The 16,575-nt window shown below is 73.5% G+C and carries 9 protein-coding genes; 7 read left to right on the top strand and 2 right to left on the bottom strand.

What is annotated here, in order from left to right:
- The first annotated feature begins 148 nt into the window (after nt 1–148).
- The 7 genes from C7456_RS13615 (at nt 149) to C7456_RS13645 (ending at nt 11,752) form a co-directional block, all read left to right on the top strand.
- Complete coding sequence (locus C7456_RS13615) at nt 149–1,666, top strand: fumarate hydratase (RefSeq protein ID WP_109724370.1); 1,518 nt, start codon at nt 149–151, stop codon at nt 1,664–1,666.
- Between the two features lie 450 nt (nt 1,667–2,116).
- Nucleotides 2,117–4,735 (top strand): bifunctional aspartate kinase/diaminopimelate decarboxylase, encoded by a 2,619-nt coding sequence (locus tag C7456_RS13620; RefSeq protein ID WP_281268533.1) that lies wholly within the window; start codon nt 2,117–2,119, stop codon nt 4,733–4,735.
- A gap of 102 nt (nt 4,736–4,837) precedes the next feature.
- The gene (locus C7456_RS13625; protein WP_109724371.1) at nt 4,838–5,236 is read left to right on the top strand and encodes an endonuclease domain-containing protein; all 399 of its coding nucleotides are present in this window, start codon (nt 4,838–4,840) and stop codon (nt 5,234–5,236) included.
- 4 nt (nt 5,237–5,240) lie between these two features.
- Nucleotides 5,241–6,659 carry a UDP-N-acetyl-alpha-D-muramoyl-L-alanyl-L-glutamate epimerase gene (murL, locus tag C7456_RS13630; protein ID WP_109724372.1) on the top strand — a complete coding sequence of 473 codons (1,419 nt, stop codon included), beginning with the start codon at nt 5,241–5,243 and terminating at the stop codon, nt 6,657–6,659.
- A complete protein-coding gene (gene murD, locus C7456_RS13635; protein ID WP_109724373.1) occupies nt 6,659–8,017 on the top strand; it encodes a UDP-N-acetylmuramoyl-L-alanine--D-glutamate ligase in 1,359 nt (452 codons plus the stop codon). The genes murL and murD overlap by 1 nt, the downstream gene beginning before the upstream one ends.
- 352 nt (nt 8,018–8,369) lie before the next feature.
- A complete protein-coding gene (gene mprF / locus C7456_RS13640) occupies nt 8,370–10,958 on the top strand; it encodes a bifunctional lysylphosphatidylglycerol flippase/synthetase MprF (RefSeq protein WP_245889875.1) in 2,589 nt (862 codons plus the stop codon).
- A complete protein-coding gene (locus C7456_RS13645; protein ID WP_109724374.1) occupies nt 10,955–11,752 on the top strand; it encodes an AcvB/VirJ family lysyl-phosphatidylglycerol hydrolase in 798 nt (265 codons plus the stop codon). The genes mprF and C7456_RS13645 overlap by 4 nt, the downstream gene beginning before the upstream one ends.
- 192 nt (nt 11,753–11,944) lie before the next feature.
- Here C7456_RS13645 and C7456_RS13650 read toward each other — a convergent pair whose 3' ends face one another.
- The gene (locus C7456_RS13650) at nt 11,945–12,349 is read right to left on the bottom strand and encodes a DUF3597 domain-containing protein (protein WP_109724375.1); all 405 of its coding nucleotides are present in this window, start codon (nt 12,347–12,349) and stop codon (nt 11,945–11,947) included.
- Nucleotides 12,350–12,704: 355 nt separating this feature from the next.
- A complete protein-coding gene (locus C7456_RS13655) occupies nt 12,705–16,457 on the bottom strand; it encodes a translocation/assembly module TamB domain-containing protein (protein ID WP_109724376.1) in 3,753 nt (1,250 codons plus the stop codon).
- Nucleotides 16,458–16,575: the final 118 nt, after the last annotated feature.

The following is a 16,575-nucleotide window of genomic DNA, read 5'->3' on the forward strand; positions in this document are numbered from 1 at the left end:
GTCCCGGCATAAGCCGCCGCGCATTTCCCGTCTGCGGGCGCGCGGCCCCGCGCCGCCGCGGTTTGGCCGCGCCGGGCCGGCTGCGGCACAATGGGCCGTTTTTGCGCCGGCCGCGGCGCTTCCCGCACGTCCCCGTCAAGCCATCGCCATGACCATCATCAAGCAAGACGACCTGATCCAGTCCGTCGCCGACGCCCTGCAGTACATCAGCTACTACCACCCGGTCGACTACATCAGGAGCCTGGCCGCCGCCTACGAGCGCGAGGAGTCGCCCGCCGCGAAGGACGCGATGGCGCAGATCCTGATCAACTCGCGCATGGCCGCCGAAGGGCACCGCCCGCTGTGCCAGGACACCGGCATCGTCACCGTGTTCCTGAAGATCGGCATGGACGTGCGCTGGGACGGCGCCACGATGAGCGTGGAGGACATGGTCAACGAGGGCGTGCGCCGCGCCTACAACGACCCGGACAACCGGCTGCGCGCCAGCGTGCTGGCCGACCCGGCCGGCCGGCGCCTCAACACGAAGGACAACACGCCGGCGGTCGTCAACGTCTCGGTGGTGCCGGGCGACAGGCTGGACGTGATCGTGGCCGCCAAGGGCGGCGGTTCGGAGGCCAAGAGCAAGTTCGTGATGCTCAATCCCTCCGACTCCATCGTCGACTGGGTGCTCAAGACCGTGCCGACCATGGGCGCCGGCTGGTGCCCGCCGGGCATGCTCGGCATCGGCATCGGCGGCACCGCCGAGAAGGCGATGCTGCTGGCCAAGGAGTCGCTGATGGAGCCCATCGACATCCAGGAGCTGATCGCGCGCGGGCCGTCGAACCGCATCGAGGAGCTGCGCATCGAGCTGTACGAGAAGGTCAACGCGCTGGGCATCGGCGCGCAGGGCCTGGGCGGCCTCACCACCGTGCTGGACGTCAAGATCAAGGACTACCCGACCCACGCCGCCAACCTGCCGGTGGCGATGATCCCCAACTGCGCCGCCACCCGCCACGCGCACTTCACCCTGGACGGCTCCGGCCCGGTCGCGCTCGACCCGCCCTCGCTGGAGGACTGGCCCAGGCTCACCTACGACGCCGGCAAGGGCCGCCGCGTGGACCTGGACACGGTGACGCGCGAGGAGGTGGCGGGCTGGAAGCCGGGCGAGGTGCTGCTGCTCACCGGCAAGCTGCTCACCGGCCGCGACGCCGCGCACAAGCGCATGGTGGACATGCTCGGCCGCGGCGAGCGGCTGCCGGTGGACTTCACCAACCGCTTCATCTACTACGTGGGCCCGGTCGACCCGGTGCGCGACGAGGTGGTCGGCCCGGCCGGCCCCACCACCGCCACGCGCATGGACAAGTTCACCCGCCCGATGCTGGAGCGCACCGGCCTGCTCGGCATGGTCGGCAAGGCCGAGCGCGGCCCGGCGGCGATCGAGGCGATCCGCGACAACCGGGCGGTGTACCTGATGGCGGTGGGCGGCGCGGCCTACCTGGTGTCCAAGGCGATCAAGGCGTCGCGGGTGCTGGCCTTCGAGGACCTGGGGATGGAGGCGATCTACGAGTTCGAGGTGAAGGACATGCCGGTCACCGTGGCGGTGGACAGCGCCGGCACCTCGGTGCACCAGACCGGGCCGCGCGAGTGGCAGGCGCGGATCGGCAAGATTCCCGTAGCAATCGAATGAAGCCCCAAGCGGGCTGCCCTCTGCAGGATGCGGGGAGGTCCGGGGCCGCGGACCCGCACGGCACCTCGCCTCCTCTCCCCTGCGGGGAGAGGATTGAGGTGAGGGGCAGGGCTCGCGGAAGCGCATCGCCAGTGCGTCCCCACGCCCCGGCCCTCTCCCCGGAGGGGAGAGGGCGCAACCCGTATTCGCATAAGCCTCGCGGCGGTGTTGGCTACTGCGCCTCCTCTCCCCTGTGGGGAGAGGATTGAGGTGAGGGGTGGGGCTCGCGGAAGCGCATCGCCAGTGCGTCCCCACGCCCCGGCCCTCTCCCCGGAGGGGAGAGGGGGCAAGTCTCGGGGCGCTGCGGATGTCTAAACGTCCAAACGCCGCGCGCCGCCGCCCCATTGCATTCGGCGTGCCGCAGCGCAACACTGGCGGAATTGCCTTTCCCCGCCGACCAACCCCAGACCCGTGACCTCCAACGCCCCCGCGCCGCTGCCTGCGGACGCCCCCTGGATCGTGATGAAGTTCGGCGGCACCAGTGTCGCCACCCTGCCGCGCTGGCAGAACATCCGCGAGCTGGTCGCCAGCCGCCGCGCCGAGGGCGCGCGCGTGCTGGTGGTCGTGTCCGCGCTCACCGGCATCACCGACGCGCTGAAACAGCTGTGCAGCGAGGGCGACCAGGACAAGCGCAGGGCGGCGGCCGGCGCGATCGCGCAACGCCACTACGACCTGCTCGCGCACATGCAGCTGCCGCTGCCGGCCGCGCTCGGCGCGCGCCTGGACGAGCTGGCGCGGCTGGCCGAGCAGGGGCCGGCGGCAATGGGCGAGCTGGCCTGGTCGGCGCTGGTGCAGGCGCACGGCGAGCTGATGTCCAGCGCGCTGGGCGCGGCCTTCCTCAGCGAGAGCGGCCTGCCCACGGCGTGGGTGGATGCGCGCGACTGCCTCGCCGCGGCGGCGTTGCCCAACCAGAACGAGCGCACCAAGCTGCTCTCGGCGATGGTCGAGGCGCGGCCCGACCCCGCGCTCGCCGCGCGGCTGGCCGCGCAGGGCGAGGTGTTCATCACCCAGGGCTTCATCGCGCGCGAGGCGGCAGGGCGCACGGTGCTGCTCGGCCGCGGCGGCTCGGACACCTCGGCGTCCTACTTCGGCGCGCTGCTCAAGGCCGCGCGCGTGGAGATCTGGACCGACGTGGCCGGCATGTTCACCGCCAACCCGCGCCAGGTACCGGGCGCGCGCCTGCTGCAGAAGCTGGACTACGAGGAGGCGCAGGAGATCGCCTCCACCGGCGCCAAGGTGCTGCACCCGCGCTGCCTGTCGCCGCTGCGCGAGCCGCGCGTGCCGCTGCTGGTGAAGGACACCAACCGGCCGGAGCTCGAAGGCACGGTGATCGGCCCGGAAGTGCGCGAGCACGCGCCCAGCGTGAAGGCGATCAGCGCGCGCAAGGGCATCACCCTGGTGTCGATGGAGTCGGTGGGCATGTGGCAGCAGGTCGGCTTCCTCGCCGACGTGTTCGCCCACTTCAAGCGGCACGGCCTGTCGGTGGACCTGATCGGCTCGGCCGAGACCAACGTCACCGTCTCGCTCGACCCCACCGAGAACCTGCTCGATTCCGACGCCGTGGCCGCGCTGGCCGCCGACCTGGCCAAGGTGTGCCGGGTCAAGGTGATCGCGCCGTGCGCGGCGATCACCCTGGTCGGCCGCGGCATGCGCTCGATGCTGCACACGCTGTCCAGCGTGCTGGCCGAGTTCGGCCAGCTGCGCGTGCACCTGATCTCGCAGTCGTCCAACAATCTCAACCTCACCTTCGTGGTGGACGAGAACGTGGTGGACGAGCTGCTGCCGCACCTGCACGAGCTCTTGATCGCCGCCGGCGCGCTGCGCACCGACGACGCGGCGCTGTTCGGGCCGAGCTGGCAGAGCCTGTACGGCAGCGGCGAGGCGCCGCCGCCGGCCGAGGCGTGGTGGCGCGAGCCGGCGCAGCGCAAACGCCTGCTGGCGCTCGCCGCCGAGGCCACGCCGCGCTACGTCTACCACCTGCCCACGGTGCGCCGGCAGGCGCGGGAGCTGAAATCGCTCGCCGCGGTGGACCGCCTGCACTACGCGGTGAAGGCCAACACGCACCCGGCGATCCTGCGCGCGCTGGCGCAGGAGGGCTTCGCCTTCGAGTGCGTCTCGCCGGGCGAGCTGGCGGCGGTGGCCGCCGCGGTGCCGGAGAGCGCGCCGCTCTTGTTCACGCCCAACTTCGCCGCGCGCGCGGACTTCGAGCGCGGCCTGGCCACGCGCGCCACCGTCACGCTGGACGCGCTGTACCCGATCGAGCACTGGGGCGAGCTGTTCCGCGGCCGCGAGATCTCGCTGCGCGTGGACCTGGGGCGCGGCCTGGGCCACCACGAGAAGGTGCGCACCGGCGGCAGCGGCAGCAAGTTCGGCCTGCCGGTGGAGCAGCTCGACGCCTTCCTGCGCCATGCCGACGCGCACGGCGTCGCCGTGCGCGGCCTGCACGCGCACCTGGGCTCGGGCATCCTCGACCCCGGCCACTGGGGCGAGGTGTACGGCCAGCTCGCCGCGCTGGCCGAGCGCATCGGCAGCGTCGCCTTCCTCAACATCGGCGGCGGGCTCGGCGTGCCCTCGCACCCGGGCGAGGCGCGGCTGGACCTGGCCGCGCTGGACGCGGTGCTGCGCAAGGTCAAGGCGGCCTATCCGCACTACGCGCTGTGGATGGAGCCGGGCCGCTACCTGGTGGCGGACGCCGGCGTGCTGCTGGCGCGCGTCACCCAGACCAAGGGCAAGGGAGGCTGGCGCTACCTCGGCGTGGACACCGGCATGAACAGCCTGATCCGCCCGGCGCTGTACGACGCCTGGCACGAGATCGCCAACCTCACGCGGCTGGACGAACCGGCCACCGGCCTGTTCCAGGTGGTCGGCCCGATCTGCGAGAGCGGCGACGTGCTGGGCAGCGACCGCCGCCTGCCGGAACCGCGGGAGGGCGACGTGATGCTGATCGCGCAGACCGGCGCCTACGGCAAGGTGATGTCCTCGCCGTACAACCTGCGCGGCGAGACCGAGGAGGTCGTACTGGACGACTGACCGCGCCCAAACTACCTCACGCTGCTCCCTCTCCCCTCCGGGGAGAGGGTTGGGGTGAGGGGCCGCTCTTGCGACAAACTCCAATGGATGGAGCCTTCAAGGATGAAGCGCATCAACGTGGACCGGGCGCGCAGCTTGCGCACGAAGCAGACGGACGCGGAGCAACATCTATGGCGTCGCCTGCGCAACCGGCAACCGCAAGGCTGGAAATTCCGCCGCCAGCACGAGATCGACCGCTATATCGTCGATTTCGCCTGTCCGGACGCGGCGCTGGTGGTGGAGCTGGATGGCAGCCAGCGCGACGGGCAGATGGCCTACGATGAGGTACGCACGCGCAAGTTGGAAAACCTGGGCTACCGCGTGCTGCGTTTCTGGGACAATGACGTGTTGACGGATATCGAGGGCGTGCTCGAGGCGATTCTGGAAGCCTTGGCAAGCCCGGCCCCTCACCCCGACCCTCTCCCCGGAGGGGAGAGGGAGCAGGGTTCGCGGGAGACTTGAGAGAGTGACGACGACCATCCAACCGCGCCTGACTCAGGCGTTCCGCTTCCTGCACGCGCGCTACGCCGACGGCGTGGCCGAGCTGGCGTATGCCTTCGACGACGGCGAGCCGCTGGTCGAGCGCATCCGCTTCCCCGCCGCGCCGCCGCTGCCGGCCGCGCGGCAGGCGGCGTTCGACGCCGCGCTGAAGCTGCTGCACCTGGTCGCCGGCGTGAGCTACTACAAGGCCGGCGTGCCGCCTAAGATCGAGGTGGCCGACGGCCCGCTGGACGCGGACACCGCCGACCTGCTCGACGCGCTGTACCTGCACGGCCTGGCCGAGTTCGCCTACCGCAACGGCCTGGACCTGCGCGGCCGCATCGCTTTCCCGCGCGTCGGCTCTGCGCCCTCTCCCCTCCGGGGAGAGGGCCGGGGTGAGGGGCCAACCTCGCCGCAGGCCGGGGAGGGCCGCAAGCCGGACGCGCGGCAAGCCCCGTCGCTGGACCTGCCCAGGCGCACCCTCGTCCCCATCGGCGGCGGCAAGGACTCGCTGGTCGCGGTGGAGGCGATCAAGTCCATCGGCGGCGAGGCCACCGCCGCATGGGTGGGCAACTCGCCGCTGATCGCCGCCTGCGCCGAGCGCACCGGCCTGCCGCAGCTCAACATCCAGCGCGAGCTGGCGCCCGGCCTGTTCGAGCTCAACCAGCGCGGCGCGTGGAACGGGCACATCCCGGTCACCGCGGTGAACTCGGCGATCCTCGCGGTGGCCGCGATCCTCTACGGCTACGACTCGATCGCCTTCGCCAACGAGCGCTCCGCCTCGGTCGCCACGCTGGAGTACGAGGGCCAGCAGGTGAACCACCAGTGGAGCAAGGGCTACGCCTTCGAGGCGATGCTGGCCGACTGGCTGCACGCGCACGTGGCCGCCGACCTCGACTACTGCTCGCTGCTGCGCCCGTACTCGGAGCTGGCGATCACCCGCGCGTTCGCGCGCCTGCCGCAGTATTTCGACGTGTTCTCCAGCTGCAACCGCAACTTCCGCATCCTCGGCCCCAGGCCGGCCGACCGCTGGTGCGGGCAGTGCCCGAAGTGCCACTTCGTGTTCCTCGCGCTGGCGCCGTTCCTGCCCAAGCCGCGGCTGCTCGCCATCTTCGGCCGCAACCTGCTGGACGACGAGACGCAGGCCGCCGGCTTCGACGCGCTGCTGGAATACAAGGACCACAAGCCGTTCGAGTGCGTGGGCGAGGGCGCCGAGGCGCGCGCGGCGATGCACGCGCTGGGCGAGCGCCCGGAATGGCAGGAGGACGCGCTGGTGGCACGCTTCCGCGGCGAGATCCTGCCGCAGCTGGACGCCGCGCGGCTGGCGCTGGAGCCGTGGCTGCGGCCCTCGCCCGAGCACCGCGTGCCGGCGCGCCTGCGGCCCGCGCTGAAGGCCATCGGCTGATGCGCATCGCCGAGCTGGCGGGCAGGCGCGTCGCGGTCTGGGGCTTCGGCCGCGAGGGACGCGCGGCGATCCGCGCGCTGCGCGCGCGCCTGCCGGCGCTGCCGCTGGCGCTGTACTGCCGCGAGGACGAGGCCGCCGACGCGCGCGCCTTCGATCCGGCGCTCACCGTGTACGGCCACGAGCCCGAGGCGGTGGCGCTGTCGGCCTACGACGTGGTGGTGAAGTCGCCGGGCATCTCCGCCTACAGGCCGGCGGTCGTCACCGCGCAGGCGCAGGGCACGCGGTTCACCTCCGGCACGGCGCTGTGGTTCGCGGAGAACCCGGACGCGCGCGTGGCCGCGGTCACCGGCACCAAGGGCAAGAGCACCACCACCGCGCTGCTCGCGCACCTGGCGCGGCACCTGGGCGTGCGCACCGCGCTGGCCGGCAACATCGGCCTGCCGCTGCTGGAGCTGCTGGACGAGCGCGCCGAGCTGTGGGCGGTCGAGCTGTCCAGCTTCCAGACCGGCGAGGCCGGCCCGCTGGAACTGGGCGTGGTCACCAGCCTGTACGAGGAGCACCTGGACTGGCACGGCTCGCGCGAGCGCTACGTGGCGGACAAGCTGAAGCTGGCCGACGCCGCGCGCACGCTGCTGGTCAACGGCACGCAGCCGAACCTGCTGGAACGCACCGCGGCGCATCCGCATCGCCTGCCGTTCGGCACGGCCGCGGGCTGGCACGTGGCGGACGGCACGATCCGCCGCGGCGACGCGGCGGTGTTCGAGCTCGCCGCGCTGCCCGCGCCGGGCCTGCACAACGCGCTCAACGCCTGCGCCGCGCTGGCCGCGCTGGAGGCGCTGGGCCTGGACGCCGCCGCCGCCGCGCCGGCGCTGGCGAGCTTCCGCCCGCTGCCGCACCGCCTGCAGCCGCTGGGCGAGCGCGACGGCCTCGACTGGATCAACGACTCGATCAGCACCACCCCGCAGGCCACGCTGGCCGCGCTGGACAGCCTGGGCGGACGCGAGGTCACGGTGATCGTGGGCGGCCACGACCGCGGCCTGGACTGGTCGGACTTCGTGGCCGCGGCGAAGGACCGCGCGCGCCTGCGCATCGTGGCGCAGGGCGCCAACGGGCCGCGCATCGCGCAGGCGCTGCGCCGGGCGAAGGCCGGCGTGCCGCTGGGCGAGGCGGAGGATTTCGCCGACGCGGTGGCGATGGCGCGCACGGTGACGCCGGCCGGCGGCGTGGTGCTGCTCTCGCCGGGCGCGCCCAGCTTCGACCAGTTCAAGGACTACGCCGAGCGCGGCCGCCGCTTCGCCGAGCTGGCCGGCTTCGGCGCGCAGGCGGCCACCGCCATCGCCGGGCTGGGCGTGGCCTGAACGCCTGCTCACGATCTCTCCGTGCCCCCGGGCCGGGAACTCTGCTTGCGCGCAGGCCAAGGAGGAGCGACGGCACGCGGGGAGGCGCCAGCTTTTGGGGAGCGCGGAGTGGGGCGATGGCCGCGATCGACCCGGCGCAGGACCGCCAACGGCCGAGCGTTGCCTCCGCACCCGCCCGCGATTCGTCCTGCCGCTCTTCCTCGGGAGGTCTCGAGGCGCTGAAGCCGGCCGCCACGCGGCGGAGCGCCGCAGGGGAACGGCGCAAGGCGGTGCGATCAGCCGCTAGAATGCGCGGTCCCTTGAACAGGCGGCGCGCGGCGCCGCGCGGAGTGGCACGCGCGTGGAGCGGCCGGTGACGGCAGAAAAGGCGGCGGAGGCGGCGGTCCGGGCCGGGCTGCCGGCGCTGCTGCGCCGCTGGGCCGGGCCGCTGTTCTCGGTGGCGGTGCTGTGCCTGGCGCTGTGGGCGCTGCACCGGCTGCTGGCCGAGGTGAGCTACCGCGAGGTGCGCGGCTACTTCCACCAGCTCGGCCACGGGCAGGTCGCGCTGGCGGTGCTGCTGACCGTGCTGGGCTACGCGGTGACGACGCTGTACGACCGCTTCGCGCTGCGCGCCATCGGCCGCCCGCTGCCGTACCGGCGGGTCAGCCTGATCGCCTTCGTCAGCTACGCCTTCAGCAACACGCTGGGCATGGCGCTGCTGGTGTCCGGCTCGATCCGCTACCGCTTCTACATGCAGGCGGGCCTGGGCAACGCCGAGATCGCCAGGGTGGTGCTGTACACGACCACGGCGTTCTGGCTGGGCCTGTGCGCGCTGACCGGCGTCACCCTGCTGCTGGTGCCGGTGCCGCCGGGGCTGCCGTTCGCCGCCGCGGGCCGGCCGCTGGGCGTCCTGCTCGCCGCGATCCCGCTGCTGTGGATCGGCGGCCGCCTGCTGTGGCGGCGGCCGCTGGGGCTGGGCCGCTGGCGGCTGGCGCCGCCCCCGCCGGCGCAGGCGCTGCGCCAGGTGCTGGTGGGCGCGCTGGACTGGGGCCTGGCCGCCGGCGTGCTGTACGTGCTGATGCCGGAGGCGGTCGCCGGCGGCTTCGGGCACTTCCTGGCGATCTTCGTGCTGGCGCAGCTGGCCGGGCTGGTCAGCCACGTGCCGGGCGGCCTGGGCGTGTTCGAGACGGTGATGCTGGCCGGCTTCGGCGCCAGCGGGCAGCAGGCGCTGGCGGCGCCGATCCTCGGCTCGCTGGCGGCGTTCCGCATCGTCTACTACCTGCTGCCGCTGTGCGCGGCCGCCGTGCTGGTGACGCTGCGCGAGGCGCGCGGCCTGCGCCGGCGCGCGCTGCTGGCGCCGTGGTTCACCGCGCTGCTGCCGCCGCTGTTCGCCGGGCTGACCCTGGTGTGCGGCGCGATCCTGCTGTTCTCCGGCGCCACGCTGGGCCTGCCGGGGCGCATGGCGGTGCTGCGCGAGGTGGTGCCGCTGCCGCTGCTGGAGGTCTCGCACTTCATGGCCAGCGTGATCGGCATGCTGCTGCTGATCCTGGCCCGCGGCCTGCAGCGCCGGCTGGACGCGGCCTACGTGCTGACCCTGGTGCTGCTGGTGGCCGGCGCGGTGTTCTCGCTGCTCAAGGGCATCGACTACGAGGAGGCCGCGCTGCTGCTCCTGCTGGCGCTGGCGCTGGCGCCGGCGCACCGGCAGTTCTACCGGCGCGCCTCGCTGTTCGGCACCAGCTTCTCGGCGGGCTGGATCGCCGCGATCGTCGCGGTGCTGGTCTGCGCGGGCTGGCTGGTGGCCTTCAGCTACCGGCACGTGGAGTACGACAGCAGCATGTGGTGGGAATTCTCCTTCCGCTACGGCGGCGCGCCGCGCGCGCTGCGCGCGCTGGTGGGCGCGGCGGCGGTGGGCCTGCTGTTCGCCGCGGCGCACCTGATCCGCGCCGCGCGCCCGCGCCCGCAGCCGCCCACCGGGGCGGAGCTGGAGCGCGCGCTGCCGCTGCTCGGGCGCTTTCCCTCGACCCAGGCGCAGCTGGCGCTGATGGGCGACAAGTCGCTGCTGTTCGACGCGCACGACCGCGCCTTCGTGATGTACGCGGTGGAAGGGCGCAGCTGGGTGGCGCTGGGCGACCCGGTGGGCGCGGACGAGGCGGCGCGGCGCGAGCTGGTGTGGAGCTTCCGCGAGCTGTCCGAGCGCGCCGGCGGCTGGCCGGTGTTCTACCAGGTGCGCCCGCAGGACCTGGACCTGTACCTGGAGGTGGGCATGCGCCTGCTGAAGATCGGCGAGGAGGCGCGCGTGCCGCTGGACCGCTTCAACCTCGACGGCAAGTCGAAGAAGGTGCTGCGCAACACGGTCAACCGCCTGCACCGCGAGGGGCTCGCGCTGGAGATCGTGCCGGCCGAGCGGGTGGGCGCGCTGTTGCCGCGGCTCAGGCCCGTCTCCGACGCCTGGCTGCGCGACAAGCGCGTGCGCGAGAAGCGCTTCTCGCTGGGCGCGTTCGACCCGGCCTACCTGGCGCGCACGCCGATGGCGGTGGTCTGGCAGGGCGGCGAGCCGGTGGCCTTCGCCAACCTGCTGCTGTGCGAGACCAAGGAGGAGGCCTCGGTGGACCTGATGCGGCACGTGCCCGACGGCCCCGCCGGCCTGATGGACTACCTGTTCGTGGAGCTGATGCAGTGGGCGCGCTCGGAAGGCTACCGCTGGTTCAACCTCGGCATGGCGCCGCTGTCGGGCCTGCAGAACCGCCGGCTGGCGCCGCTGTGGATGCGCTTCGGCGCGCTGGTGTTCGGCCGCGGCGAGCGCTTCTACAACTTCCGCGGCCTGCACCGCTACAAGGACAAGTTCGACCCCGAGTGGGAGCCGCGCTATCTCGCCGTGCCGGCCGGCGTCGCGCTGCCGGTGGTGCTGGCCAACGTGGCCGGCCTGATCGCCGGCGGCCTTGCCGGAGTGGTGCGCCGATGAGGCGATGGCCGAGGCGGATCGCACTGGTCCTGGCGCTGCTGGCCGTGGCCGGCGTGCTGGCGTGGCGGCCGTGGTCGCATCCGACGCTGGCCGAGGCCAGCGTGGTGCTGCCGGCGCCCGCGGGCGTGACGCCGCTGGCCGGGCGCGGCGACGTGCTGGCGGTGGTGTTCTCCGGCGACGGCGGCTGGCGCGACCTGGACAAGCAGCTCGGCGAGCAGCTCAACGCGCGCGGCATCCCGGTGGTGGGCGTGAGCATGCTGGAGTACTACTGGCACGGCGGCTCGGCCGGGCGCACCGCGCGCGAGCTGGACGCGCTGCTCGACGCGCAGCTGGCGGCCCTGCACAAGCGGCGGCTGTGGTTCGTCGGCTTCTCCTTCGGCGCCGACGTGCTGCCCACGGTGATCGGGCACTTGCGGCACGAGCACCGCGCGCGCATCGCGCAGCTGGTGCTGCTCTCGCCCACGCAGGACCTCAACTTCGAGATCGAGCTGGAGGGCTACATGCAGCAGCGGCTGGGCTGGCTGCAGTCGATGCTGAAGTCGATCCAGGAACGGCTCAAGCCGGTGCCGCACTATCCCGCGCTGCCGCCGCTGCTGGCGCTGGGCGCGCACCCGCCGGTGGAGTGCTACTACGGCACCGACGAGGCCGACGACACCATCTGCACCGACCCGCGCCTGCCGCCGTGGGTGCGCGTGCACGCGATGGCCGGCGACCACCACATGGGCGGCGACTACGGCCGGCTGGCGCAGGCGATGATCGCCGGCCTGCCGGCGGCGGAGCCCGTGCCGCGCTGAGGGCGCAAGGCCGCCCTGCCTGCGGGGGCAGGACAAAGGCGGGCTTGCGCGCGCCGGGCGGCCGAGGGCGCGGCCCCGCGCGGGAGTGCGGCGGCAAGCCGTCCAGTGCCTTCGGACCTTGGAGGGAAGTCGCTGGATCCCCGCTTGCGCGGGGATGACGGACGGGGCAGGGCTGCCGGCGGCGCGGCGCGTTCAGTGCCGCAGGCTGTCCGGCACCTTGCCGCCGTTCTCGGCCAGCTTCTGCATCACCGCCTTGTGCAGGGCGAGGTTCTGCTCCGCGCTGCCGTCGGCGGCCACGTGCACGTTCAGCTCGCCGGCCAGTTCCTTGCGCGCGGCGAGGCTGGAATCCAGGTCGAGCAGCTTCAGCAGGTCGACGATGGAGTGGCGCCAGTCGCTGGGCCGGCCCTTGGCCTCGGCGAGCCTGGTGAGGACCGCTTCCACGTCCACCGGCTGCGGCGCGGGGGCGGGCGCGGCGGCCGGCGCCGGCGGCGCGGAAGAAGCGTCCTGCGGCGGGGCGGCCGGGGCGGGCGCGGGGGCGGCGGCGGCGTCGCCGCCGTGGTGGAAGATCTTGTCGAGGATGGTGCCGAAGATGCTCATGGCGGGTCTGCCTCCTTGAAGCCAGTGGGAAGCCGCGCTGCCGCGGCCGGTGCATCCCCCCGAACTTGCAACGGCATCCATGACGTTGCGGTGAAACCTTGGGGTCGAAGCGTCGCGGATCGGCGCGGGGGGGAAGGCATGCGGGGGTGGCGCGCCGTTTCGAAGCGAGTTTCGACGGATGCCATCGCGGGCGTGGCCCCTCACCTCGATCCTCTCCTCGCTCCTCAAAGCCGGCGCCATCCATGGCGCCTCCCCGCGTGCCCCGGCGGGGAGAGGAGGCGAACGCGGCGGGCGGGTTCGCCCGTCCAATGTCCGGCAGGCCGGGCGGGAAGTCTCCGGTTGCAGGGCGGCTTTCTCAGCGCTCGATGCGGTAGTTCAGGCTCGCGCGGCTGAACTCGGTGGCGTTCTGCGCCTCGAAGTTCCAGCGCCGGCTCAGGCGGTAGCGCAGGGTGATCACCTCGCCCGGCTCGAACAGGCCCACGCCGTAGCTCAGGTACAGCCGCGGCGAGAGGTACTTGCCCACGGTGAAGGCCGAGCTGCCGCCCAGCGCCTCGTTGCTGGACACGCCGATCTCGTCCACGCCGATCTTCGAGCCGATGCTCTTGGCCAGCAGGTCGCCCGCCGCCGAGCCCAGCGCCTGCGCCGCGGCGCCCACCATGTTGCCCTCGCCGCCCTTCACCTGCGACAGCGGCTTGCCGGTGATCAGGTAGGACAGCGCGTCGGACTGCTCCATCACCGGGTTGGAGAACACCGTGAGCACCGGCCGCTGCGCGGTGCCGGAGACCAGCAGGCCCACTTCCTGCCCCTCGTCGATGGTGGCGTTGGGGTTGAGCTTGCGCACCGCGCGGATGTTGAGGCCGGGGTTGTCGATCGGCGTGCTGGCGAACAGCAGCTGGCCGCGCTCGATGTGCAGGTCCTGGCCGTAGGCCTTGTAGGTGCCGTCCACCGCCACCTGGCCCTGGCCGGTGGTGTCGCGGCCGGGCCGCTCGCTCACGGTGAGCGTGCCGCTGAGCCGGCCGTCGAGGCCGAAGCCGATCAGGTGCGTGCGCCGGCCCAGGTCCACCTTGACCTGCGCGTTCAGCGGCAGCTGCTTGGCCGCCTCTTCCTGCTTCTGCTGGTCGACCACCACCACGTCGGGCGAGGCCTGGGTGGCGCCGGCGCCGGGCAGCTTCTCCACGTTCACGTCGGCGCTGTCCAGCAGCACGCTGCCGCCGACATTGATGCCCTTGGCGTCCTGCCGCACCACCAGGTCGGGACTGATCTCCACCTTGGCGGCGGGGATGTCGGCCGCGGTGAACTGCTTGCCCTTGAGGGTCACCGCGGTGGCGGCGCCTTCGCCCAGCCCCACCGTGCCGCCCACCGCAAGCTGGCCGCGGCCGGAATGCACGCTGCCGTCCAGCACCAGCTGCTGCGCGCCCTGGGTGCCGGCGACCAGCCGGCCTTCGCCGAGCTTGAGGCCGAGCGAGGGCACCTCGCCGGCGAAGCCGGCCACGCTGGCCTGGCCGGTGAGCTGCGGCTCGTCCAGCGTGCCGCCGAAGCGGAAACTGCCGTCGAGGCTGCCCTTGACGTTGGCCAGCTCGCTGGTGAACAGCTCCAGTGCGGCGAGGCTGCCCACGTGCAGCGTGAGCTGGCCGCTCAGCGCGCGCTGCGCGCCGCCCACGGCGAACTGGCCGTCGATGCGACCGCCGTGGTCCAGCTCGGCGCGCAACGTGGCCTGCTGGCGGTCGGGGCCGAGCTGGGCGTCGACGGCGAGGCCGCGCCAGGTCAGCAGCGGCGCCTCGGCATGGTCGGTGTAGGTGACCGAGCCCTGCGCCGAGCCCAGCGTGGCGCTGCCGCTGAGCGCGCCGGCGGCGTTGCGGCGGATGCGGCCGTCGCCCTGCAGCGTGCCGTCCACGCGCAGCGGCAGCTCGGCGTTGCCGCTGGCGTTGAGCAGCAGGGCCAGCGGCAGCGCGCGCAGGCGGTAGCCGGCGTCGAGGTTGCCGGCCTTGTCCTGGGTGGCGCTCACGCACAGCAGCGGGTCGCCCGCGCTGAGGCACAGCTCGGACAGGCTGGCCGCGCCGTCGTTCCAGCGCAGCCGCGCCGGCTGCTGCAGGCGCCAGCGCGGCAGGCCCTGCGGCTCCAGGTCCAGCGCGGACAGCGTGCCGTTCCACGCCTGGCCCTGCATGCCGCCGGCCAGCGCGAGATGCAGCGAGAGCTGGCTGCCCTGCGCGTCCAGCTTCAGCTGGTGCCTGGCCTGGGTGCCGTCGCCGTCGAGCGCGATGCGCTGGAACGCCAGCCCGCCCGCGTGCGTGCCGGTGGCGACCAGGTCGAGCTGGCCGCCGGGCGCGCTGAGGTCGGGCAGGTGCGCGGTCAGGTGCAGGCCGTCCACGGTCTGGCCATGGTAGGAAAGCGTCTGGCCGTCCAGACGTCCGTCCACGGCGAGCCTGGGCCACAGGCCCTTGAGGCGGAAGTCGCCCTGCAGGCGTCCGGCGGCGTCCGGCAGCCAGTCGGCCAGCGAGGCGACGGCGAGCCTGAGCTGCACGTCGTTGCTGGCGCCGGGCCTGGCGTCGAGGCGGATGGTGCTGCCGCCGGAGGCGAGCTCCAGCCGGCCGTCCACCACGCGGGCGGGCGACAGGTGCAGCGTGCCGCTGCCGCGCAGCGCGCGCTCGCGCAGGCGGCCGTCCAGCCTGCGCAGTTCCAGCGTGGCGTCGGGGCCGCTCTGCGGCAGCGAGCCGCGGGTGCCGAGGTCGGCGTCGATGGCGCCGTTCCAGCCGGCGAACAGCTGGCCGGGGTCGAAGGCCCTGGCCTTGGCGTCGAGCTGCCAGGCCAGCGCCGGTTGCAGCACCAGTTCGCCCTTGAGGTCGAGGCCGCCCTGCGGCTGCTTGAGCGCGAGCGCGTTGAGCGCGATGCGCTGCGGCGTGCCGTCGAGGTCGAGGGTGAGCTGCGCGAGCTTGCCGGGCGGGCCGATGGCGACGTCGCCGGCGGCGTGGAACCGGTCGGCGTTGCCGCTGGCGTCGAGCTGGCCGTGGCTGGCCAGCGCCTGGCCGGCCAGTTCCGGCGGCAGCTGCACGTCCTGCCAGGCCAGCCGCAGCGCGCCGCCCAGCGGCTGCGCGTCCAGGTGCAGCGTGCCGCTGGCGTTCACCCGGCCCTTGACCTGCGGCGAGCCGAGCGTGAGCGCGTCCAGCTGCAGGGTCTTGTAGTCGTCGCTGAAGTGCGCGCGCAGCGGCTGCAATTGCAGCTGGTAGTCGTTGAGGGCGAGCCGGCCCTGCAACGTGCCGCCGCGGCGGTCGCCGCTGCCGCGCAGGTCCACCGCCAGCGCGGTCAGCGAACTTTCGCCGAGCAGCGGCTTGGGATCGAAGCGCGGCGCCTTCAGCGTGGCGGTCCAGGCGTAGCGGTCGTCCTGCGCGAGGTCCAGCACGAGCTGCGCCGGCGTCGGCGCGCTCAGGTCGAGCTGCAAGTGGCTGCGCTTGCCGTCGCCGTGCGCGGCCAGCGTGCCGGCGTAGCCGGTGCCGGCCAGCTTCCAGGCGAAGCGGGCGTTGCCGTCGCCGCGGTAGCCGCGGTCCAGCGCCACCTCGCCGGCGAGGTCGGCGCTGCCGTCGGGCGCGCGCAGCCTGAGCTGCTTCAGCGCGATGCCGGCGGCGGTCCAGCGGCCGGCCAGGTCCAGGCTGTCGGAGGCGAACAGCGGCTGGCCGTCCTGGCGGATCGCCACCTTGCCCACGTGCACGCGATCCAGCAGCAGGTCCACCGGCGGCTTCAGCGAGAAGGGGCCGTTCTGTTCCTCCGGCTGCGGCGGTGCCTTCGGCAGGGCGACGACGACGTCCTCCACGGCGAGGTCCAGCACGTGCACGCGCCTGGCCAGCAGCGGCCAGAAGCGCAGGTCCAGCGAGGCGCTGCCGACGGTGGCCCGCAGCCCGTCCTTGCCGGCGTAGCGGATGCCGCGCAGGCGCAGCGGGCCGAGCAGCCGGCCGTCCGCCTGCTGCACGCTGAGCGCGCCGTCGGTGAAGCCGCTGGCGCGCGCCAGCGCGAAGCGCAGGCCGCTGCCGGTGCCCAGCAGCCACCACAGGGCCACCGCCGCGAGGAGCAGCAGCGCGACGAGGGCGATGGCGAGGCGCTTGAGCCACTTCTTCATCGGTGCGCCTCCGCTCGCCCGTCTCTCCCTCGCCCCGGCAGCCGGCCGTTTCTCCCTCTCCCCTCCGGGGTGAGGGGGCGGGGCTGGCGGGGACGCTCGCTCGATGCGGCGCTTTCGC

Origin of the sequence: Fulvimonas soli, from assembly GCF_003148905.1 — a bacterium.
Classification (GTDB): domain Bacteria; phylum Pseudomonadota; class Gammaproteobacteria; order Xanthomonadales; family Rhodanobacteraceae; genus Fulvimonas; species Fulvimonas soli.